Origin of the sequence: Microcoleus sp. PH2017_35_SFW_U_B, assembly GCF_020737865.1 — a bacterium.
Taxonomy (GTDB): Bacteria; Cyanobacteriota; Cyanobacteriia; order Cyanobacteriales; family Microcoleaceae; genus Microcoleus.
This window is the reverse complement of sequence record NZ_JAEQDE010000049.1, coordinates 63,603-83,618: the sequence shown is the minus strand read 5'-3', so window position 1 is coordinate 83,618 and position 20,016 is coordinate 63,603. Positions and strand designations below refer to the sequence as shown.

The window sequence follows — 20,016 nt, the reverse complement described above, 5'->3', positions numbered from 1 at the left end:
AAGACGGCGGTTAAAATCGCCGGATTCGTAGAAGACTCGGCGGTTAGAAACCGCGTCTACACAGACAAAACCCGCCTCCGCGGGTTGAAGAAAAGACGGTTAAAATCGCCGGATCTGATTAATTCTCTTCATTCCGCGGAGGCGGAATTTGTTTGTGTAGACGCGGTTTCAACCGCCGTCTTTTTCTTATATTATAATTTGACTCAAAGTCCTGTAGGTGCGATCGGCTCAATGTCTGGATCGCATCCACCAACTTGATTTGTGCGAATTACCCACAAAAAAGCTCCTTGTTTTAAGAGGATTTTGGCGATCGCATCTTGGGTACGCCTCGGCAGCATTGTTCGGTAACTCATAGCAGCTTTGAACGAATTCACGATGCCAGCAAAAAAGCTTTTTTTCAGTTCAGAATCAATACCCGCCAATCTCGCATTTTTGCGCCAATCTGGACGGACAACACCGAGGGGAATTAATACTTTTTCTAAACTCTCTCCTAAGGCTATTAACTGGTTAAATCTTTCGGTTTGTGCGGCGGTGGGATGTGTTTTCAGCCAGTCTTGAATCTGAGGATTTGACTCAATTTCCGCAGTAATTTTTTTAATTGTCGCGTAAATTGCCTGACTGGAATCTTGGACGCAAGAAGTTGCTGGCGTGACTAAACTGGCGCCGGTGCCGTCTCCGCTGCGGTAGCGCGCCATCATGATATCTAGTTGCTGGTTGAATTCGGCTAAAGGCGACAAGGTGATGCCGTCAAAGTCGTAGTCGCAACACACGCAGTCTAATTTACAGATGATATCGCACACCGGGCGATCGCCCAACCAGCCGCGCTGCAAGTCTCCCATGTAACTTTGCCATTTGCTGGAACCTGCTACAATTCCGTCTGGATTGTGGGCATAAACTTGTTTGTATTCTATGTCAAAACGCAGTTCGCGGGTAAAGCGATCGCGCACAACTTTTGCTACTCCAAAAGCAAAATGTCCGGTGACAATTCTCAGCGGTGCCGGTTCGCCGCCTTTGCCGCCGATACCGCCGAAACAGTGAATCACTATACCGATATCTCCTTCTTGCCAAGGGGAGATTGAATCGTTTTCTGTAGCATCATTTGGCATCAACAATACTCTTTTGGCTTGTCCTTTTTGCGCCCTAGTATTTAACCAGTTTTGGTCTTTTAAATAAGCGAGAGATTTTTGTAACCCGAAATGTGTTTCATCTGGGATTAATTGGGCAATTTTCCGGGGTTCGATAGCCTGAACAACAAAAATATTATCTTCATCTCTTTCGCCGTAAATGTACCAGCCCTCTGAATTTAATGGCGATTGTTCGATTTGGTGATTGGTAGACCTCGCTATCCCATTTTTGTCTGGCTGTACTTGGGGAATCCGAATGATTTCGGCGGCGCCGTCAAATTGTTGGGATGTTTGGCCCAAATGCCGGACAATAAATTTGTCGCTGTCGGGTTCTGGGCGCTGTAAAATTGAGACTAAGGCACAGAAACGTCCGATAATTTGTACTGGTTCGCGATCGATAATTAATTCTTGCGGGTCGCTGTTGCTATGGTTGATGGCAATCACCGGTCTCCGTAACATCACAGTCACGCTGTCTTCGCGTCTGCTACCTGCTAGAGTTTCTAAAGGGCCGACATTGCGCCAGCCGTTCAATCTATCTGGATGGATGTTGCCTGATTTTTGACTTTTTTGAGTTTGTTTGGTGAAGCTGATATCTTGACTGACGGCGTGGACAAAAAATTGTACTTGGCGATCTGTACTCCACTTCAAAAATGCTATTTTGCCAATGAAATTTTGATGTTTTTTGGGTGCATTGATCACTTCAAAAAAAACTGATCCATAAATCTGGCGCTGTTCGTTTGATGGCAAAATCAAGCGCCCTTGCCAAAGTGCGATCGGGTTGTAGAGATGGGCAACTGCTGCTGCATCTTCGCAGACGATTTCTGGCTCCGGCTCTTCTAAAGTATCGCTTTCTGGTTCCTCAAAAAACGCCGGATAATTGGAATCTTCTTCGACAAATTGCGGTTCTAAAAAAACGTTTTTACCTGCGGCAATATTGGCAGTTGAATCTCGGTTTTTTAGGGGTGATTTCAATTTCAGAAAATGGCGTTTTTCCTCCAGCTTGTCCTGCAACCAATTGACAAAAACCCGAACAAAAATAAAAGCTGTGAGACCGAAAATCACAGCCAAAGCTGTCATCCCCAGAGTCAAAAGAAATTGCTCTAAAGATTGACCGGAAAGTAAAATAATTTTGGGCCAAATCAAAGAATATGCCGCCATAAATATATCTAGAAACGAGTTTTAGGTTCGATCCAGTCTGTGCTGGCTTGAGTGCCGAAAACTAGGGGTTTGTCTTGGGTGACAGATACGGTTTGGCCAGTCATATCGACGGCACAAAGAGGCCAAGATCGATCGCCCAAATGACCGGCGCGGAACAGAACTTGTCCCGGGCAAACTTGACTCCAACCCAACAATACAGCATGGGTGTAAAGACTGCGAGCCGGAGCAACGGTATAAGTATAATTATCATTTTTATCCCAAATGACCGCGTAGTCGGACATATCGGAAGAGTTGAACAACGCTTCAAATTCGCGGGCGAGAACGCGGGAACCCTCTTGATTCCAAGAAACAGGTACTAAAATCGCGATCGTCCCGGACATATCTGTGTCATCGCTAGCATACATTCCGCTTTCCGCCAGGGGCGAAGCAGCCGCCACTGTTTGCAGTTCCCCAGTTTTGAGATTTTCCACAAACATGACGCTGCTAACCCGACACCGGGCCAATTCCGGCTGTACTTGCAATTCAATTCGACTGTAAGCCGCGTATTGGCCGTTAGTTGAAACTAGGGAAGGACTCCGATAGTAGCGGATACCTGTGCCAGCATTTGAACTCACCTTAGCGTGAGTCTCATTAATCCATTCCCAAGGCACGGGATAGGGGCTATTTAAAGGGTCAGTCATCGTTTTTTTTCACAAGTTCTACAGTATTATCTAACAGATTCAGGCTTACAGGCAGGGGAATAGCAATCGGGTTTTTGTCGGAAATGCTGTGCCGCCAAACCCCAGATTTGTAGAAACCGGGTGAATTTTTCAGATTTGAGATTTGTCCTCCAATCTAAAATCTAAAATCCAAAATCTAAAATTGGATATATAGGATAGTATCGAAATTAATCTGGTATGTGTACCGAGAGGGAGGAACCATGACGCGATATTCTACGGAAAAACCTTCAATCCCCCCGACTCGCGTCTCTAAGTCGCGGGGAAAAGGTTTATTTTTACTGTCGCTAATCTTTAGACTGCTGTTGCTGGGAGTAGGCAGCGGTTTTGCGTGGGTTTTGGGGATGGCGATCGCCCAAATTTATCCCTCACGCGCCACGTCTATGCCGATCGCCGAGAGATTGCTGCGCGTAACTCAAAATTTGACCTCCAGCCCGAAACGCGCCCCAGCAACGCCAATTCCAGCGCTTCCTGCACCAACCGCTACACCAACTCCCCAGTCGAAAGTCAATCCCGCCCAGAGAGAGAAATTGCAGGGAGATTTAAGAAAGTTGCAGGGCGAGCTCAACGCGCTAATTGGGCGCACAGCGGCTTTAGAAAGTCAGTTGGGTAGCAGCCGCCCGACGGAAACTTTGGAAAAGCGGTTGCAGTTGATGTCGCAGGAATTGGCTGCAACCCCAACGGAGACAACTCCTCCTCTGGCTTTACCCGCGCCGAGCCCTCTCGATGGTAACGCGCAGCCACAGAATACGAGAAATCCAGTGTTTGCAGGGGATGCGCTGATGGTAACTTTGCCCAGCGATGTTTTGTTTAATACTGGCAGCATTTCTCTGCGGGCGGGTACCAGTGCGATTTTGGACAATTTGGTGGCGGAGTTGCGGAGTTACGAGGGGGCGACGGTGCGGGTTGCAGGCCACACTGACGACGCTCTTGAAGAGGCGGAAAATCGCAATGTGTCGTTTGCGCGGGCTCAGGCTGTGGTGCAGTATTTGTCTGGTGTGCTCGGGCAGAAGTATCATTGGGTGGCGATCGGCTACGGGGAAAGTCGCCCTTCGGTGGATAATAGTTCTGAGATCAATCGGCAGCGCAACCGTCGCATTGAAGTGGCAATTAGTCCTTAGTCATTGGTCATGGGGCATGGGGCATGGGGCATGGGGCATGGGGCATGGGGCATTGTCCGTAGTGCGAGCTTAAGTCATTGGTCATTAGAATTATTTGTAGGGTGTGTCGCCGTCAACCATCTCTAAATTTCACCAATAATCGATCGGGCGACGCACCGGATTATTTGTAGGGTGTGGATACGTCAACAATCTCTAAAGTTGACAAATAATCGATCGGGCGACGCACCGGATTATTTGTAGGGTGTGGATACGTCAACCATCTCTAAAATTGACAAATAATCGATCGGGCGACGCACCGGATTATTTGTAGGGTGTGTCGCCATCAACAATCTTTAAATTTGACAAATAAACTCAGGGCGACGCACCCGATCCAATATTTGAGGAAATAAGCCTTTTACGAGTTTGGTGTTTCTGGAAATAATTTTAATGAATGGTATCAGGTGCGTCGCCCTGAGATTGTCGATATTGAGTTAAGAATTTTTCATGGCGACACACCCTACAACTATTAAAATCAGTAAAATCCTCCCTCTCTCCCTCTCTTACGCCGAAGGTGTCAAAGGTGGTAAGTCAGAATTATTTTTAGCTTGATTTATTGTCTCTCGATATTCGCTCCTCAGCTTCGGTTTTAAATACAAATTCTCAATCAAAGCAGCTACTCCCGCAAACCAAGGCGGCACAATTACCGCGCCAATAATTCCTAATACTTGCACGCCTCCCAAGACAGACAGCAATTGATACAATGGATGCACGCCAACCGAGGAACCAACCAGCAAAGGATCTAGTACGTAAGTTTCCAAGTTTTGGATAAATACAAATAACAGCAATACCCACAACAACACCCATCCACCCTTAGCTAAGGCGACGATTAAGGCGGGTACTGCACCCAAAACCGGGCCAATGAAGGGAATCAGATTTGTCACACCTGCGATCGCACCCAAGCCCAAAGCAAACTCCGGCATCCCCAAAAAGCTCAAACCTGCGGTGATAAATATCCCTAAAATCCCCGAAACTAACACCCGCCCGCGAATGTAACTCCCCATTCTTTGCCCGATGGGCGTGGCTTGGGCGGCGAGTTTTGTGTCCCAAGGTTTCGGGAAAAACTGCACCAAACTTTTAATTAATGTGTCGCTGTCCGCTACCATGTACCCGGAAATAAATAATGCTAAAACTAGGCTGAAGAAGCCGCCGAGAATGCCTCTTGTTAAACTGTACGATCGCAAAACCAGTTGTTGGCTCGATCGAATCAGCCAATTTGTCAGCGATTGAGTGTCCAGCAACTGATTCACCAAAGCAGGTGCATCATCGGTGAGGCGACTGGCTAAGCTAGTCGCTACCACTTCCAGACTTTCGGCGTAAACTGGTAACTGTCGCACCAGTAACTGTATTTGATCGATGACTGTCGGCCCGATTAACACTACCGTCCCGCTGAATCCGCCAATCAGAGTTAAATAAACCAGAATCACCGCCAGCCAGCGGGGAACGCGCATGGTTTCGGCCCAATTGACGATCGGGACGATCGACGCGGCGAGCACGACTGATATCATCAGAATTACTAGCAGACTCCGCAATTGCCACAGCAGCACTAGCAGCAAGGACGATGCTACAATGAGCAGCAAGTTAGGTATAGAAATTGTAATCCGCTGTTCAGACATGATTAAATAATAAAGGTCTGTAGTTGCGCTTATCTCCTCGCACAGGGCGGGTTTATTTATCTTCTGAGTTACCCCATATATTTTGGGTAAAACCCAGCCCTACTCATTTTATAATAAAAAGTAACATCGGCACAAAAAAATAATATGCAACCACAATATTCAACTCAAGATTTATCAGCCATTTCGTCTATCAAATCACCAACGCTGTTTTACGAATGGCAAAAATATCGCTGCGCTTATGATGTTTATCAACCAACTACTGCGACAGAAGATAGCATACCTTTGTTATTAATTCATCCCATAGGAGTTGGATTGTCAAGAGTCTTTTGGCACAGATTTTGCGAAAGTTGGTACAAATCAGGTAACACAAATCCGATTTACAATCCCGACCTTTTGGGCTGCGGTGATTGCGAAATGCCCGCTGTGGCTTGCTATCCTGAGGATTGGGCGGCACAGTTGCAGTTTTTCTTGGAGACTGTAGTAAAAAAACCTGCGATCGTCCTCGTGCAAGGTGCTTTACTGTGTGTAGCCTTGGAATTAGCCAAAATTCAGCAGGAAAGCGGTTCTAATTTAATCCATTCCTTAGTTCTCGCCGGGCCTCCAGCCTGGGCGGTGATGAACAAACATTCGACAGATAGAGAGCAAAGAATCGTCTGGAATTTGTTAGACTCTCCCTTGGGAAACGCTTTTTATCGATACGCCAGACGCGCTAAATTTTTGCGCTCTTTTTCTGCAAAACAACTGTTTGGCGATGCTGCTAAAGTTGACAGCGAATGGTTGGATGCTTTGCAAGCTGGGGCGGCAAATCCTGACAGCCGTCATGCAGTTTTCTCATTTTTAGCGGGTTTTTGGCGGCAAGATTATAGTACCACGATTCAACAGTTTATGAATCCGGCACTCGTTATTATGGGAGAAAAAGCCTCAAGCATCAGTCAATCAGGTAAGGAAGAAAAACCAGAGGAAAGAATAGCGCAATATTTGGCTAACTTTCCCAACGCAGAGGGTTTATTAATGCCGGGGCGCAATGTTTTACCCTACGAATCTACGGCAGAATTTGTGAGTGCTGTTGCGGAGTTTGTGAATGGAAGTTTGCAACCGCAGATATCAGCAGATGAACACAGATGAACGCGGATGGAATTTCGTCTGCGTTAATCCGCGTTCATCTGCGGTTAAAAAACTCTGAATTTCAACTGCGATGCCAAATTGTTGTGCCATCTTTTTGATCGATCAGAGTAATGCCCCGATCCTTGAGTTCGTTGCGAATGCGATCGCCCTCAGCGAAATTTCTAGCTATCCGGGCATCCTTCCGCTGCTGAATCATCGCCTCAATTTCCGCATCACTCAAACCGCCAACCACCGCATCGCTGTCAGCTTCCGGCTGCACTTCCAACCCCAAAACCCCCGCCAAACTCACCAAAGTCAGCCAATGAAGCTGCAACAATTCCGGCGAAGTTTCAGTTTTGCCTTGATGCACCAAAACATTGCTTTCCTTACCCAATTCCTTCGCCAATTCAAACAAAACAGCCAAAGCAGCCGGAGTATTGAAATCATTATCCATAGCTGCTTGGAATTGCTGCACAGCTTTGGTATCTTGTCCAGTTTTCTCAACATCCCAATTTAGTTTATCGGCATATCGGAGTCCAAAAAGCAAGCCTTCGTTGATAGTATTCCAGCCATTTCTAGCAGAGGCGATCGCATCTTCAGTAAAATCTATCTGACTGCGATACTGCGCCATAAACACAAACAGCCTCACCGCCATCGGTTCCACCGCTTTTGACTTATTACTTTGATTCTTACTCCCCCCCTTAGCAAGGGCAGATTCATTTTCACTCTTACTCCCCCCCTTAGCAAGGGGGGGCTGGGGGGGGTCAGATTCACTCTTACTCCCCCCCTTAGCAAGGGGGGGCTGGGGGGGGTCAGATTCAAGTTCTCCCGACCAATTCCCCTCCAACAAATCGCGAATTGTAATAAAATTGTGCAAAGACTTCGACATCTTTCTGCCATTAACAGTCACAAAAGCATTGTGCATCCAATAATTAGCCAAAGACTTGCCAGTCGCAGCTTCAGATTGAGCAATTTCGTTTTCGTGATGCGGAAAAGTTAAATCGGAACCGCCGCAGTGAATATCAATAGTTTCGCCCAAGCAATCGCGCACCATCGCCGAACATTCAATGTGCCATCCGGGGCGACCTTTTCCCCAAGATGATTCCCAAAAAGGTTCACCGGGTTTAGCACTTTTCCACAGGGCGAAATCTGAGGAATCTTGCTTTTTTTGAGCTTCTATTTCGGCAGTTTCCAATCTGCCGCTAGCCCCGGCTGCCATTTCTTCCAACTTGCGGCCCGAAAGTTTTCCGTAGTTGTCAAACTTGCGAACGCTGTAGTAAACGTCGCCGCTGTTCGCATAGGCAAAGCCTTTGTTTTCTAACTCGTGAATCAGCCGTTTGATGCCGTCTATTGAGTGGGTGGCGCGGGGATATTCATCGGCCCTGAGAATATTTAGTTTGTCCATGTCGGCAAAATATTCGTCGATGAAGCGTTCGGCTACGGCTTCCATTGTGGAATTTGTCTCGCGGGCGCGATCGAGAATCTTGTCATCAATATCGGTAAAATTCTGTACGTAGCGCACCGAGTATCCCCGCCACATCAGATATCGGCGCACCATATCCCAGACGATGTAAGCGCGGGCGTGGCCGACGTGGCAGTAATCGTATACCGTAACGCCGCAGCAATACATCCGCACCTTTGAGGGTTCGATGGGATCGAAAGGTGATTCGCGGCGGGTCAAGCTGTTGTAAAGCGTTAGGGACATGGGATTTGAGATTTGGGATTGATGTATTGCTCTAATTTATTATAGTACCGCGTTTGATTCCGCTATTTTTTTTGCTATCAAAATTTGATTGACGAACTCCGTCGGCATGGTGTAGCATTGAATTGAATGCTAATTTAATGTTATTATTATGATCAACCTTTCAAGAGACATACATTCTCTCACCGATTTCAAACGTAATACGACTGAGTTTGTGCAGCGACTGAAGCAAACAAAAAATCCTTTAGTTTTAACTGTCAACGGGAAAGCAGAGTTAGTTGTTCAGGATGCTGAATCTTATCAGAAGCTTTTAGATGCAGTTGAGTTATTGGAGAGTTTAAAGGGAATTAAACTGGGTTTGGCACAAATGGATCGAGGGGAAGGGAAAAAAGCGGAGGATTTTTTTAATCAACTGTTTGACAAGTTAGACAGTTCCCCATGAATCAGATGAGGAAGGTAATAGCTGATGAAAGAAAATATTTGGATTAACTTTTTAGAAAAAAATAAATTAATGCGATCGCCTGATGAAGTGACAGCTTTTGAAAATGCTTTAGCCTCAGTTGCCGATCGTCCTCACAATGAAGATTTGCCAGATTTACATCTGATTTTAGACGATCGCTGCGAACAGCCAGAAGTCATGTTCGGTTTGATTCATTTTTTAGAATCTTTTGATGTGTCAGCACAGATTCAAGCATTTGTTACAGTTATACCGCAATTAATGCTCGTTGCTTCGGAATGGACGAGAATTCTCCACAACCGCATTTTGAATGATGATGATGCTTGTCGTTTGTATCGAGATATTTTGCATTCATTGAACTCCGAAGAACCTAGTTTTGTTCGTCAATTGCTGGAAGAAAGCGCTAGTTACAATTTAAGCAAGCGGGAACCAAAATTAGAGTTGGCTAGGTAAGAATGTTTAGGCAACAGCAAAATCTGTCAAAGGGCGATCGATCGTCTGGATGGTGAAAAGCCAGCACTATATCGCTTTGATGAACTTCTTCTTTTAACAGTTCGTTGGCGATTCCTTGTCTTTACAAAAGTATTGGAAAACCTGATTTTTAGGACAATAATTAATTATGGTCAGTCGGTGGCGATCGCCATTTTTTGAGTATCGTGTGAGATATGAGTTAGAATTGGGGTTGAAAAGCTCCACATTGCGATCGCCCCTAATCGCAGTCAACTGTGGGTTCCATCTACAATCCATAATCTAAAATCCGATGACTTCACTCCCACCCAACCGCGCCAAAACACTCAAGGAAGCTTACCGCGCTTGCGATGTCAAGCCTCTAGCGGGTGATGATATTGCCCGATATTATGTAGATTTGTCCGCAGTACGCAACACAGTGGCGATCGAAAATGTTAGCACGGATTTGGATCTTCAAGAACCGGGAGAATTTAACACAATTTTGTTTACGGGACATCGGGGATGCGGCAAAAGTACAGAATTAAAACGCATTCAGTCGCGGTGGGAAAATGAATATCGGGTGATTTATATAGAATTCGATCAGGAACTAGATGTTCTTGATGCTGAATATACCGATTTATATTTGCTAGTTATCAAAAAAGTAGCTGATGAGTTAACTGAATTAGGATTGAAGTTTGATCCAAAACTATTACATAGTTTTGAATTGTGGTTTAAAGAAGTCACTAAAGAAACAGAAGAAACTGTTCAATCTTCTGTTAGCATTGAAACTGAAGCAAGTGCAGGGGCAGAAATTCCCTTTATTTCTAAGCTGATGGCAAAATTGATCGGTCAAATCCGAGGTTCTAGTCAACACAAACAAGTTATTCGCGAAACTCTTCAGCGCAATCTATCCCGCTTGCAAACAGATATGAATCTGTTGTTAAAAGATGCTTTTGACAAGCTGATACGCAAATATCCAGGCCGTTACCAAAAAGGATTTTTACTGATTGTTGATAACTTAGACCGCATTACTCCAAGAGTTGCCAATCATTTGTTTTTTGATTATGCTCCTCAACTGCAAGAACTAGACTGTACAATTATCTATACAGTGCCGATTTCGGTAATTTATTCATATAAAAATGTCAGCAATTTATTTGATAGCAATCCCAACATCGTGCCAATGGTGAATATTTATGAATTTAACCGCAGTGAGTGCGATTTAAATTGCAATCAGCAAAGATTAGATGGAGTTGCCAGTTTGATCGAGAAACGAGTTGATGTTAGTGCGGTATTTGATGATCGAAAACAGTTGCTAGATTTGGCAAAAGCCAGTGGCGGTCATGTGCGACAATTGATGCAGATAACTCGATCGGCTTGTCGCACGGCCATTACTCGCAAACACAATAAAGTTTTGGCTGAAGATGTAACTTACGCTTTAAATCAACAGCAATTTGATTTTGAAAGGTCTACTCCTACACCAGAATATTATACAATACTAGCGCGAGTTTGCATCGACAAAGATATTGCTAAAGAAGAAATCGGACAAAATTTATTATTCAATCTTTCCGTCTTGGAATACAACGGCAATAGTCGGTGGAATTATGTCAACCCACTCGTAAAACAAAGTTATGCTTTCCAACAAGCCCTTAGATCAATTCAAGGAAATCCCTGAAATACACCAGCAAAGGATAATTGAATTCAATCAAGAATCTTTTGACCAATTGCTGACGTTTGTCGATATTGTTCCCGATGATGCCTTTGATTTGGGATTTATTGACTGTAATTTTGCGAAGGATACAGATGCGATTATTCAGGCTTTAATTAATCATCCCGATTGTCAAGAGATGCAGTTTGAGATTTGGGATTTTCCCGATCCTGATATGCGCTTTTTGATGGATGAAATTCTGAAGGTTTTGCCAGCAGTCAAGGTTCAACCAGACAAAAAGTTGATTTTCATTGTGCGGGGAGTGGAAAATGCGATCGGGATGACGGGGGAATATCCGCCAATGTTGGTAGATTTTAATTGGGTGCGAGATGCTTATCCGGTTATGGTACGGTTGCTAATTATGCGCCGGATTTCTGGGCCTGGAATTCGGGAACTTTTGTGTTCAAAACTCCGGCAAATACTAGGGATGATGCGATTTCTCAAACTCTGGATGCTAGCAAAGAAATTAGCAATTGTGAGGTTCCAGAAAAGCAGGAACGGATAGATTTATTAAAACGGTTATTGATTGAATACACTCCCTCGAATGGGCGCGAGGAAACTCAAGGTGATTTAAAAACTCGCATTAGGGTTTTGAATGATTTGGGAATTGCTTATCGCAGTCGGAGTGACTACTCAACAGCAAAATACTATCTGAAACAAGCATTAGATTTGGTTAAAGATGATGAAGATTTAGCCGAACTCAAGGCAAATTCTTTGCATGAATTAGCAATTGTTGAACGCAATCTAGGAGAAATCGAAAAAGCGATTACTTTAGAAAAGCAAGCTATGGAAATCTTTGAACGCATCGGCGATATTAAGATGAAAGCTGCTACTTTGCACCAACTAGCAATAATCTATGCCAATCAAGGGGATGTAGAAAAGGCGATCGCATTTTATCAAGAATCTCTCGAACTTGAGGAAAAAATTGGCGATGTTCAAGGGAAAGCTGCTACTTTGCACTGTCTAGCAATAATCTATGCCAATCAAGGGGATGTAGAAAAGGCGATCGCATTTTATCAAGAATCTCTCGAAGTTAAGGAAAAAGTTGGCGATGTTCAAGGGAAAGCTGCTACTTTGCACTGTCTAGCAATAATCTATGCAAATCAAGGAGAAGTAGAAAAGGCGATCGCATTTTATCAACAATCTCTCGAACTTAAGGAAAAAATTGGCGATGTTCAAGGGAAAGCAGCTACTTTCGTAATGCTTGGACAGTTGTTAGCAGCGCAGGGAGATTTTGACCAAGCTTTGAATTATTTACAGCAATCTTTGGAGATTTTACAGCATTTGCGATCGCCCGATGCGGAGATAGTGAAGGAAATTATTGCTGAGGTTGAGCAGATGGATGGAGATCGTAAGTTTGCGCGCGGGATTTAGAAACCGGGTTTCTCACGAATATCTCGTGAGGATGCGTAAAATCTCGTAGAAACCCGGTTTCTGGCCGCCCTCACCCACCAAACCCTCCAAACCCATCACCAGCCCCGTCCCAGAATATGTCATCAAACCCTGATATTTGTCCGAACATCGATCCCCTGACGCTCTAAAATATCAATATTCCCTGACATATTGATCCCCGAATCCCCGAAAATGCGTATAAGTACCCATGATTAAGGCAAAAGACCCCTTGACCAGACCGGGAGTTGTCTGCAACATTAAGTCATGACAAAGCGATCCCAAAGAAATGCTTTGATTGAGCAACTTTGGGAGTCAGATAGCGCGTGTGCTGCCGGCACAGCGTTGCTAGCAGCACCGATCGCACTCGCACAATCGATCTTGTCAATCAAGAATCGATAGATAAAGCTTTATTTAGATCGGACGGTGCGCGCAGAAGCCAATAAGTCAAAAACCCCGATCGCAATTGGGGACAAGACAAGCTAAAAACCAGCAAGGCTTCAAAGGTTGGAGAGATTCAGAAGCTCGATCGTAATTGTATTTAAAAGAGTTTCTAACTCAAAAAATCAACACATTAGTGTTGAATCGAAAAATCTAACCCGCCATCCAAATTAGTGGAGAACAAACTCATGGCAAAAGAACGCCCACCATTAGAAGAGATGACTTTGCGACAACTCCGCAGAGTTGCTAGCGAATGTGGAGTCTCTCGCTACAGCCGGATGCGGAAATCGCAACTTCTGGCATCAATTCAAGAAATTCAGCGCAACAAGTTTTCATACAGTCCATCTCGCAAACTAGAGGCACAAGAAGCAGTGGAAGCAGCAAAGTTTGAACTAGGTCAAGAAGATAGAACAGGCGGTTCTTTGGCGTCTGTAGATGAAGGTTTAGCAGATTTGCCCAACGGTTACGGCGAAAGCCGGGTTGTTTTGATGCCCCGCGATCCAGAATGGGCTTACACCTACTGGGATATCCCGAACGATCGCAAACAAGAAATGCGCCGCCAAGGCGGACAGCAACTCGCCCTGCGGATCTACGACGTTACAGATGTTAACCTCGACATCCAAAGCCCCCACAGCATTCAAGAATATCCCTGCGACGAACTGGCGCGGGAATGGTACGTGCCAATCCCCGTAAGCGATCGCGATTATGCGATCGACATTGGCTACCGCTGTGCAGACGGCCGTTGGTTGGTGTTGGCGCGATCGGCAGAAGTCCGAGTCCCGCCCATCTATCCCAGCGACTGGATTGAAGACCAATTCATCACCCTCGACTGGGAAGAAGACTTGCGCGGCCAAACCTTCGCCGAACTGGTTCCCCCGGCCAAGAAAATCGCACAAGCAACCAACGGCATCGCTTACAGCACCGGCAACGCCATCTACGAACAAATCTTCGGCATGGCAGAATCGGCAGAATCGATGCGCGTAGCAGGTTCGATGTTCGGTTCCATGCAGCACGTTGCAGGTTCGATCCAGCAATCCGCAATCCACGAACAAGCTTTGAGTTCCTACGTATTCCCCTCCGGTGTTGGAATGTGGGCTGGGGCAGGAATGTCTGCCCTCACTGCGTCAGGTGTGGGTATGTCCGGCCTCACTGCGTCAGGTGTGGGTATGTCCGGCCTCACTGCGTCAGGTGTGGGTATGTCCGGCCTCACTGCGTCAGGTGTGGGTATGTCTGGCCTCACCATGTCCGGTTTCGGTATGTCCTCCGGTGTCGGTATGTCGGGAGTTGGCTTTGCCGCCCCGATGCGCCCCCGCCAGTTCTGGTTAGTTGCTGATGCCGAACTGATCGTCTACGGCGCCACCGAACCCGATGCTACCGTCTACGTAGGCGGACAGCCAATCAAACTGAATGCTGACGGCACTTTCCGCTTCCAGATGTCTTTCCAAGACGGCTTGATCGACTATCCGATTTTTGCAGTAGCAGCAGACGGCGAACAAAACCGCGCTGTCCACATGAAATTCGAGCGCGAAACCCCTGAACGTCGCACCAACACTAAGGAAGATTCTGTTGTGGAATGGTTGGGCTAATCGTAAATGTCGATCGCGATCCCGGTAGGTGTTTGGGTTTGTGCCAATTTTTTAACCATCACAAGGCCTACCCGGAGCAAATGGCGATTTGTTAGGGTTAGTTTCAGACAACAACCCATAACACCCCCTATACACCGTTCTCCTATTTTGAGGAGCGGTGTTTTTTGTATTTAGAAGGAAGAGTTGACAGTTGACAGTTGACAGTTGACAGTTGACAGTTGACAGTTGACAGAGGGAATAAGGAATAAGAATTATTTCTTGGTAGGGTGCGTGAGGGCGAGAAATCTTTACATCCACACTTCGAGACTATGACTCACGCACCGCCCCAACGATTGAATCATATCAATGCTAGCGTCAACGATATTAGACACTCATCTCAACATCTGCCTGTAGATAGATGTTGACTTAACTTGCGATCGAACTCGTGACCTCAAAATTTGTAATTTTCACTCAACAATTATTAAGTAAGCTAAAGTTTACTTAAATTTTCATTGCACAAACTCGGTAAATCCCGCGAAACGAAAGAAAGCGAGTTATGAGATCAGTAAGGCGATCGCACAGTCATATCTCAAAAGCCAATGCCCAAAATAAATTCCCCGCCCCAGCGAAGGCAAAAGCGCCCCCGTCTTGTAGCCTTATTCGCTGTCACATTAGCAGCCGTCTTGCTGTTATTTATTCTGCCCGCACTGACTCAGCAGCCAGTTGTGCTCACCATGTTAATGCAAGGCCAAGACATTGCCAACTGGAAACCGTTTGTCAAAGAATTTGAACAGAAAAACCGCGATATTCGCATCAACCTCGTCGAAGGCCCCTTTGACACAAATCTCGTAGAAAATCTTTACACATCTGCCTTTCTTTTAGGCGAATCGCCCTACGACATCATCAACATGGATATCGTTTGGGTTCCCAAATTTGCCGCCGCAGGTTGGGTAAGGGATTTAACCGACAGAATTCCCCCCGAACAACTTGCAAAATTCATCCCCGGTAACGTTGAAGGCGGAAGGTATCGGGGCAAACTTTACCGAATTCCCCACGCTTCGGATGCCGGAATGCTTTATTACCGCAAAGACATTTTAAAACAAGCCGGAATTCCAGCACCGAAAAATTTTGAAGAGATGGTAAAAATCTCTCAAAACTTACAGCAACAAGGAAAAGCAACTTGGGGTTATCTGTGGCAAGGTAAACAATATGAGGGAGTATCTGCGATGTTTGTCGAAGTGCTCTCGGGTTTCGGCGGCTTCTGGGCTAATCCTCAAACTTTTGAAGTTGGGTTAGATAAACCCGAGGCCATTAAAGCAGTGGAATTTCTCAAAAATACGATCGCCTCCGGCATCTCTCCAGCGGGTGTTACTACCTACGGCGAAGAAGAAACCAGGCTGTTGTTTCAAAACGGCAAAGCGCTGTTTTTGCGAAACTGGCCCTATGTTTGGAAGCTAGCAAATGCCGAGGGATCTAAAGTGAGAGGCAAAATTGCGATCGAGCCAATGCTCAGCAGTATCGGTAAAACAGGCGGTTCTTGCTTGGGCGGCTGGGGCTGGGGAATATCCAAAACATCAAAACATCCAGAACAAGCCTGGAAAGCAATTAAATACCTCACCAGCGAGGCAACCCAGCGCAAATTCATTTTAGAAACAGGTTTAATTCCCAGTTACAAATCCCTATTTACCGACAAAGAAATAGTCGCCAAATATCCCCACTACCCGCAACTTTTAAAAGTAGTGGAACGCCCAGCCTTGCGCCCGCCCATTGCACAATACGCTCAAGCTTCTGATATTTTGCAGCGCTATTTGAGTTCAGCTTTTACTGGGAGAATGACTGCGGAACAAGCAATGAAAGCGGCGGCTAGCGAAACTCGCAATTTATTAGGAAGTTTGAAACAACCAAAAGCTTCTTGAACAGTTGACAGTTGACAGTTGACAGTTGACAGTTGACAGTCCTAAAGCCGTAAATGAGGGATAAATTAGGGCTAAAAAATATGCAATCAGACAAGATGCGACAGCGCGAACAAAGAACCGGATGGATATTAGTAGCACCAGCATTGATAATTCTGCTGCTAGTATTTGCTTACCCAATCTTGCGCGCGTTTTGGCTGAGTTTATTCACCCAAAACCTCGGTACTGAATTGAAACTGGTTTTTTCCGGCTTTGCTAACTACAGTCGAATGTTAGGCGACGGGCGTTTCTGGCAAACTTTAAGCAACACCACAGTCTTTACTTTTGCCTCTGTTGTGCTGGAATTAATTCTCGGCATGGGCATTGCCTTAGTCTTAAATCAATCTTTCACGGGGCGCGGCATTGTGCGGACAATTTCCCTGCTGCCTTGGGCGCTACCTACTGCATTGATGGGTGTAGCTTGGGCGTGGATTTTTAACGATCAATACGGCGTAATTAACGACATTTTACTGCGCTTGGGATTGATTCAAAAGAGCATTAGCTGGTTGGGAGATCCGACTTTGGCAATGATGGCAGTGATTACAGCCGATGTTTGGAAAACTACGCCGTTTGTCAGTCTGCTTTTGTTAGCGGGATTGCAATCGATTTCCGGTGATTTGTATGAAGCCCACGCCATTGACGGCGCCAGTAGTTGGCAGAGTTTCCGTCAAATTACCTTGCCGCTGCTGATGCCCCAAATTGTGATTGCTTTGCTGTTTCGATTTGCCCAAGCTTTCGGCATTTTTGACTTGATTCAGGTGATGACGGGAGGGGGGCCGGCTGGGGCGACTGAGACGGTTTCTATCTACATTTACAGCACGGTGATGAGGTATTTAGACTTTGGGTACGGGGCGGCTTTGGTGGTGTGTACTTTTTTGCTGTTAGTGGCCGCAGTTGCGATCGCCAGTTACCTATTATCGAGAGCCCGCGCCAGTCAATTTTAGATTTGGGATTGGGGATTTTAGGTTGGTGGTAGTTAATGAATCAGATACGTTGAGGGAGAAATTAAAATCAGACTATTCATTGCTTCAATCTTCTTCCTTCCAGGTAGAGGTAGCTGTCAACTGTCAACTGTCAACTGTCAACTGAATGAAACGTTCCTTTCATTGGTATAAACTATGTCGATCGCCCGCGAACAACCTACCACAAAACCCTTTAACATCCGGCAATTAATCTTGCCCCTATCAGCGATATTAATTGTCGCATATTTCCTCGCACCCATCATCTGGCAAGTGCTGACATCATTCAAAGTAAACGGCGATATCTCAGCAATTCCCAACGTCTACATTCCCGCACGAATTACCTTCGATCATTACCTGTCCTTATTCCAGCGCCGTCCGTTTGCACTTTACATTTTAAATAGCGCTTTTGTTTCCATTACTTCCACACTGCTGTGTTTAGCAGTAGGTGCTCCCGCAGCTTACGCATTAGCGAGGTTGCGACTGTGGGGCGAGAGAATTATTCTGGCAACTGTGACAATTGTGACGCTATTTCCGGCGGTGTTGTTATTTTTAGGACTGTTGGAAATAGTCAAAGCTTTGGATTTAGGAAATAATTATTTAGCCTTAATTATTCCATACACAGCTATCAATCTGCCGCTAACAATTTTGGTAATGCGGAGTTTCTTTCAACAACTGCCAAAAGATTTAGAAGATGCTGCTAAAGTTGACGGATACAACACCTTTCAAATGCTCTGGGAAATCGTGCTGCCGATGACATTTCCCGCCTTAGTCACAACCGGAATTCTGACATTTATTTCAGCTTGGAACGAGTTTATTTTCGCACTGACATTTATGACTCGCGAATCTCTGAAAACAATTCCCGTCGCCACGGCTCAACTCAGCGGTGCATCAGTCTTTGAGATTCCCTACGGCCCGATCGCAGCAGCCACAGTTTTAGGAACCTTACCCTTGGTTTTGCTGGTTTTGGTGTTCCAACGGCGCATCGTTCAGGGTTTAACAGCCGGGGCTGTCAAGGGATAGTAAGGAGAGTTTTGAGTGGTGAATTTGTCAATAAAACAGTCAAATAGTTAAGGATCGCGAATTAAATAATTTACACAAGTTTGTGGAATGGGCGTCCCGCCCGTCCAGAAAGAACGGGCGGGACGCCCATTCCACAAGAACAATAAAGATTGTAAGTTATTTAATTATCATTCCTAAGTTGATTCCTAGTGACGAATAACCAATAACCAATAACCAATAACCAATAACCAATAACCAATAAAAAATCATGGCAAAACTGCAACTAAAAAACCTCAATAAAACCTACAGCCCCAAAGTTGTACCAGTAAAAGACATTAGCTTAGATGTCAGCGAGGGCGAATTTCTGACCTTGCTGGGGCCCTCCGGGTGCGGCAAATCTACCACGCTGCGGTTGATTGCAGGGTTGGAACAGCCGACTAGAGGCGAGATTAGAATTGGCGATCGCGATGTGACATATCTCAGACCGGGCGATCGGGATATTGCAATGGTTTTTCAAAGTTACGCGCTGTATCCGCACATGACAGTGTACGACAATATGGCATCCAGCCTCAAACTCCGAAAAATATCCGACAGCGAAATCGATCGCTTAGTGACAGAAGTTGCAGCATCCCTCGGATTGACCGAATTAGTCGATCGCAAACCGGGTAAACTATCAGGCGGACAGCGGCAGCGAGTAGCCCTCGGACGCGCCTTAGTGCGCCAACCAGCAGTATTTTTGCTCGACGAACCTTTAAGCAATCTCGACGCCTTATTGCGAGAAAAAGTTAGGGCCGAACTCAAACAATTGTTTTCATCCCAAAAAGCCCCTGTAGTGTACGTTACCCACGACCAAACCGAAGCAATGACACTTTCTACAAAAGTCGCAGTTCTCAACAGCGGCAGCATCCAGCAATTAGACCCGCCACACTTGATTTATAACCGTCCGGCAAATCAGTTTGTAGCGGGTTTTGTAGGCAGCCCGCAAATGAATTTGCTAGTGCTTAAATGCCAGGGAAATTTTGCGATGTTGGGCGATTCTGGAGTTCCGCTACCAAATCTGCCGACAGTCCCACCAGAGATTGTCTTGGGAATTCGCCCGGAACACCTCAGCTTTGCAGATGTAGAGGCCAGGAAGAAGCCAGATCCAGAGGCAATTAAAGGTGAGGTTTATTTAGTAGAAAACTTGGGAATGCAAAATTTAGTTAGCGTCCGAGTTAAAGGTTTGGAGTCAGTAACGGTGCGCGCTTTGCTCCCAAATGACCGTCAGTGGAGTTCCGAAATTGTCGAGCTGGTTTTTCCGTCTCAGTTGCTGCACTGGTTTGATGTCAAAACTGGCGATCGCTTGAAATGAAAATTTGGCCTGTATAACACGATCGATTGAAAATAGTCTAACCCTGTGCTGAAAAATACTATTTCTGCTTTTAACTAAGTTATGACTGTAGTAAGAGGTATAAGTATTTGGCTGCTGTTAAGGTGATATTTGTGCTTGAAAAAGCTAGTTGACTGGTATCATTTGCGATCG

General features: G+C 45.6%; 19 protein-coding genes. 14 read left to right on the top strand and 5 right to left on the bottom strand.

What is annotated here, in order from left to right:
* Nucleotides 1-258 (top strand): hypothetical protein (locus JGK36_RS14515; RefSeq protein WP_293200983.1); only part of this gene is annotated, 258 nt, incomplete at its 5' end.
* Here the strand turns inward: JGK36_RS14515 and JGK36_RS14510 are convergent.
* Complete coding sequence (locus tag JGK36_RS14510) at nucleotides 204-2,282, bottom strand: abortive infection protein (RefSeq protein ID WP_293196743.1); 2,079 nt, start codon at nucleotides 2,280-2,282, stop codon at nucleotides 204-206. The genes JGK36_RS14515 and JGK36_RS14510 overlap by 55 nt on opposite strands.
* A gap of 8 nt (nucleotides 2,283-2,290) precedes the next feature.
* Nucleotides 2,291-2,962 carry a hypothetical protein gene (locus JGK36_RS14505; protein WP_293196742.1) on the bottom strand — a complete coding sequence of 224 codons (672 nt, stop codon included), beginning with the start codon at nucleotides 2,960-2,962 and terminating at the stop codon, nucleotides 2,291-2,293.
* A 239-nt stretch (nucleotides 2,963-3,201) separates the two neighbouring features.
* Between JGK36_RS14505 and JGK36_RS14500 the strand changes: the two genes are divergently transcribed.
* Nucleotides 3,202-4,119: an OmpA family protein gene (locus JGK36_RS14500; RefSeq protein ID WP_293196741.1), complete on the top strand. Its 918-nt coding sequence runs from the start codon at nucleotides 3,202-3,204 to the stop codon at nucleotides 4,117-4,119.
* Nucleotides 4,120-4,658: 539 nt separating this feature from the next.
* Here the strand turns inward: JGK36_RS14500 and JGK36_RS14495 are convergent.
* A complete protein-coding gene (locus JGK36_RS14495; RefSeq protein WP_293185217.1) occupies nucleotides 4,659-5,771 on the bottom strand; it encodes an AI-2E family transporter in 1,113 nt (370 codons plus the stop codon).
* 144 nt (nucleotides 5,772-5,915) lie between these two features.
* Between JGK36_RS14495 and JGK36_RS14490 the strand changes: the two genes are divergently transcribed.
* Nucleotides 5,916-6,896 carry an alpha/beta fold hydrolase gene (locus tag JGK36_RS14490; RefSeq protein ID WP_293185218.1) on the top strand — a complete coding sequence of 327 codons (981 nt, stop codon included), beginning with the start codon at nucleotides 5,916-5,918 and terminating at the stop codon, nucleotides 6,894-6,896.
* 61 nt (nucleotides 6,897-6,957) lie between these two features.
* Here JGK36_RS14490 and cysS read toward each other — a convergent pair whose 3' ends face one another.
* On the bottom strand, nucleotides 6,958-8,580 hold the full coding sequence (cysS, locus tag JGK36_RS14485; protein WP_293196740.1) for a cysteine--tRNA ligase: 1,623 nt from the start codon (nucleotides 8,578-8,580) through the stop codon (nucleotides 6,958-6,960).
* Nucleotides 8,581-8,728: 148 nt separating this feature from the next.
* On the opposite strand from cysS, the gene JGK36_RS14480 reads away from it, so the two are divergent.
* Nucleotides 8,729-9,019 carry a type II toxin-antitoxin system Phd/YefM family antitoxin gene (locus JGK36_RS14480; protein WP_293185221.1) on the top strand — a complete coding sequence of 97 codons (291 nt, stop codon included), beginning with the start codon at nucleotides 8,729-8,731 and terminating at the stop codon, nucleotides 9,017-9,019.
* A gap of 24 nt (nucleotides 9,020-9,043) precedes the next feature.
* A complete protein-coding gene (locus JGK36_RS14475; protein WP_293190429.1) occupies nucleotides 9,044-9,487 on the top strand; it encodes an Imm30 family immunity protein in 444 nt (147 codons plus the stop codon).
* Here the strand turns inward: JGK36_RS14475 and JGK36_RS14470 are convergent.
* Nucleotides 9,480-9,587, bottom strand: a complete 108-nt coding sequence (locus JGK36_RS14470; RefSeq protein WP_293185228.1) for a hypothetical protein — start codon at nucleotides 9,585-9,587, stop codon at nucleotides 9,480-9,482. The two genes, JGK36_RS14475 and JGK36_RS14470, sit on opposite strands and share 8 nt — an antisense overlap.
* A 207-nt stretch (nucleotides 9,588-9,794) precedes the next feature.
* On the opposite strand from JGK36_RS14470, the gene JGK36_RS14465 reads away from it, so the two are divergent.
* From JGK36_RS14465 to JGK36_RS14425, 9 genes are all read left to right on the top strand, one after another.
* Entirely contained in the window at nucleotides 9,795-11,153 is a 1,359-nt protein-coding gene (locus tag JGK36_RS14465; RefSeq protein WP_293196739.1) for a P-loop NTPase fold protein, read from the top strand.
* Nucleotides 11,110-11,691, top strand: a complete 582-nt coding sequence (locus JGK36_RS14460) for a hypothetical protein (RefSeq protein ID WP_293200982.1) — start codon at nucleotides 11,110-11,112, stop codon at nucleotides 11,689-11,691. Before JGK36_RS14465 ends, JGK36_RS14460 begins: the two co-directional genes overlap by 44 nt.
* Nucleotides 11,586-12,560, top strand: a complete 975-nt coding sequence (locus tag JGK36_RS14455; protein ID WP_293200980.1) for a tetratricopeptide repeat protein — start codon at nucleotides 11,586-11,588, stop codon at nucleotides 12,558-12,560. The genes JGK36_RS14460 and JGK36_RS14455 overlap by 106 nt, the downstream gene beginning before the upstream one ends.
* A 282-nt stretch (nucleotides 12,561-12,842) precedes the next feature.
* The gene (locus JGK36_RS14450) at nucleotides 12,843-12,977 is read left to right on the top strand and encodes a hypothetical protein (RefSeq protein ID WP_293185226.1); all 135 of its coding nucleotides are present in this window, start codon (nucleotides 12,843-12,845) and stop codon (nucleotides 12,975-12,977) included.
* Between the two features lie 227 nt (nucleotides 12,978-13,204).
* Nucleotides 13,205-14,602, top strand: a complete 1,398-nt coding sequence (locus JGK36_RS14445) for a DUF4912 domain-containing protein (protein WP_293185227.1) — start codon at nucleotides 13,205-13,207, stop codon at nucleotides 14,600-14,602.
* Between the two features lie 578 nt (nucleotides 14,603-15,180).
* Nucleotides 15,181-16,497, top strand: coding sequence for an ABC transporter substrate-binding protein (locus JGK36_RS14440; RefSeq protein WP_293182577.1), 1,317 nt, complete (start codon nucleotides 15,181-15,183; stop codon nucleotides 16,495-16,497).
* Nucleotides 16,498-16,577: 80 nt separating this feature from the next.
* On the top strand, nucleotides 16,578-17,477 hold the full coding sequence (locus tag JGK36_RS14435) for a carbohydrate ABC transporter permease (protein ID WP_293196737.1): 900 nt from the start codon (nucleotides 16,578-16,580) through the stop codon (nucleotides 17,475-17,477).
* A 174-nt stretch (nucleotides 17,478-17,651) separates the two neighbouring features.
* Complete coding sequence (locus tag JGK36_RS14430) at nucleotides 17,652-18,515, top strand: carbohydrate ABC transporter permease (RefSeq protein WP_293196736.1); 864 nt, start codon at nucleotides 17,652-17,654, stop codon at nucleotides 18,513-18,515.
* A gap of 247 nt (nucleotides 18,516-18,762) precedes the next feature.
* On the top strand, nucleotides 18,763-19,845 hold the full coding sequence (locus JGK36_RS14425; protein WP_293182583.1) for an ABC transporter ATP-binding protein: 1,083 nt from the start codon (nucleotides 18,763-18,765) through the stop codon (nucleotides 19,843-19,845).
* Nucleotides 19,846-20,016: the final 171 nt, after the last annotated feature.

Bases quoted from the DNA above. Each gene is read 5' to 3' on its own strand.
- JGK36_RS14510 (WP_293196743.1), bottom strand. From the start codon at position 2,282: ATGGCGGCATATTCTTTGATTTGGCCCAAAATTATTTTACTTTCCGGT.
- JGK36_RS14505 (WP_293196742.1), bottom strand. From the start codon at position 2,962: ATGACTGACCCTTTAAATAGCCCCTATCCCGTGCCTTGGGAATGGATT.
- JGK36_RS14500 (WP_293196741.1), top strand. From the start codon at position 3,202: ATGACGCGATATTCTACGGAAAAACCTTCAATCCCCCCGACTCGCGTC.
- JGK36_RS14495 (WP_293185217.1), bottom strand. From the start codon at position 5,771: ATGTCTGAACAGCGGATTACAATTTCTATACCTAACTTGCTGCTCATT.
- JGK36_RS14490 (WP_293185218.1), top strand. From the start codon at position 5,916: ATGCAACCACAATATTCAACTCAAGATTTATCAGCCATTTCGTCTATC.
- cysS (WP_293196740.1), bottom strand. From the start codon at position 8,580: ATGTCCCTAACGCTTTACAACAGCTTGACCCGCCGCGAATCACCTTTC.
- JGK36_RS14480 (WP_293185221.1), top strand. From the start codon at position 8,729: ATGATCAACCTTTCAAGAGACATACATTCTCTCACCGATTTCAAACGT.
- JGK36_RS14475 (WP_293190429.1), top strand. From the start codon at position 9,044: ATGAAAGAAAATATTTGGATTAACTTTTTAGAAAAAAATAAATTAATG.
- JGK36_RS14465 (WP_293196739.1), top strand. From the start codon at position 9,795: ATGACTTCACTCCCACCCAACCGCGCCAAAACACTCAAGGAAGCTTAC.
- JGK36_RS14460 (WP_293200982.1), top strand. From the start codon at position 11,110: ATGCTTTCCAACAAGCCCTTAGATCAATTCAAGGAAATCCCTGAAATA.
- JGK36_RS14450 (WP_293185226.1), top strand. From the start codon at position 12,843: ATGACAAAGCGATCCCAAAGAAATGCTTTGATTGAGCAACTTTGGGAG.
- JGK36_RS14445 (WP_293185227.1), top strand. From the start codon at position 13,205: ATGGCAAAAGAACGCCCACCATTAGAAGAGATGACTTTGCGACAACTC.
- JGK36_RS14440 (WP_293182577.1), top strand. From the start codon at position 15,181: ATGCCCAAAATAAATTCCCCGCCCCAGCGAAGGCAAAAGCGCCCCCGT.
- JGK36_RS14435 (WP_293196737.1), top strand. From the start codon at position 16,578: ATGCAATCAGACAAGATGCGACAGCGCGAACAAAGAACCGGATGGATA.
- JGK36_RS14430 (WP_293196736.1), top strand. From the start codon at position 17,652: ATGTCGATCGCCCGCGAACAACCTACCACAAAACCCTTTAACATCCGG.
- JGK36_RS14425 (WP_293182583.1), top strand. From the start codon at position 18,763: ATGGCAAAACTGCAACTAAAAAACCTCAATAAAACCTACAGCCCCAAA.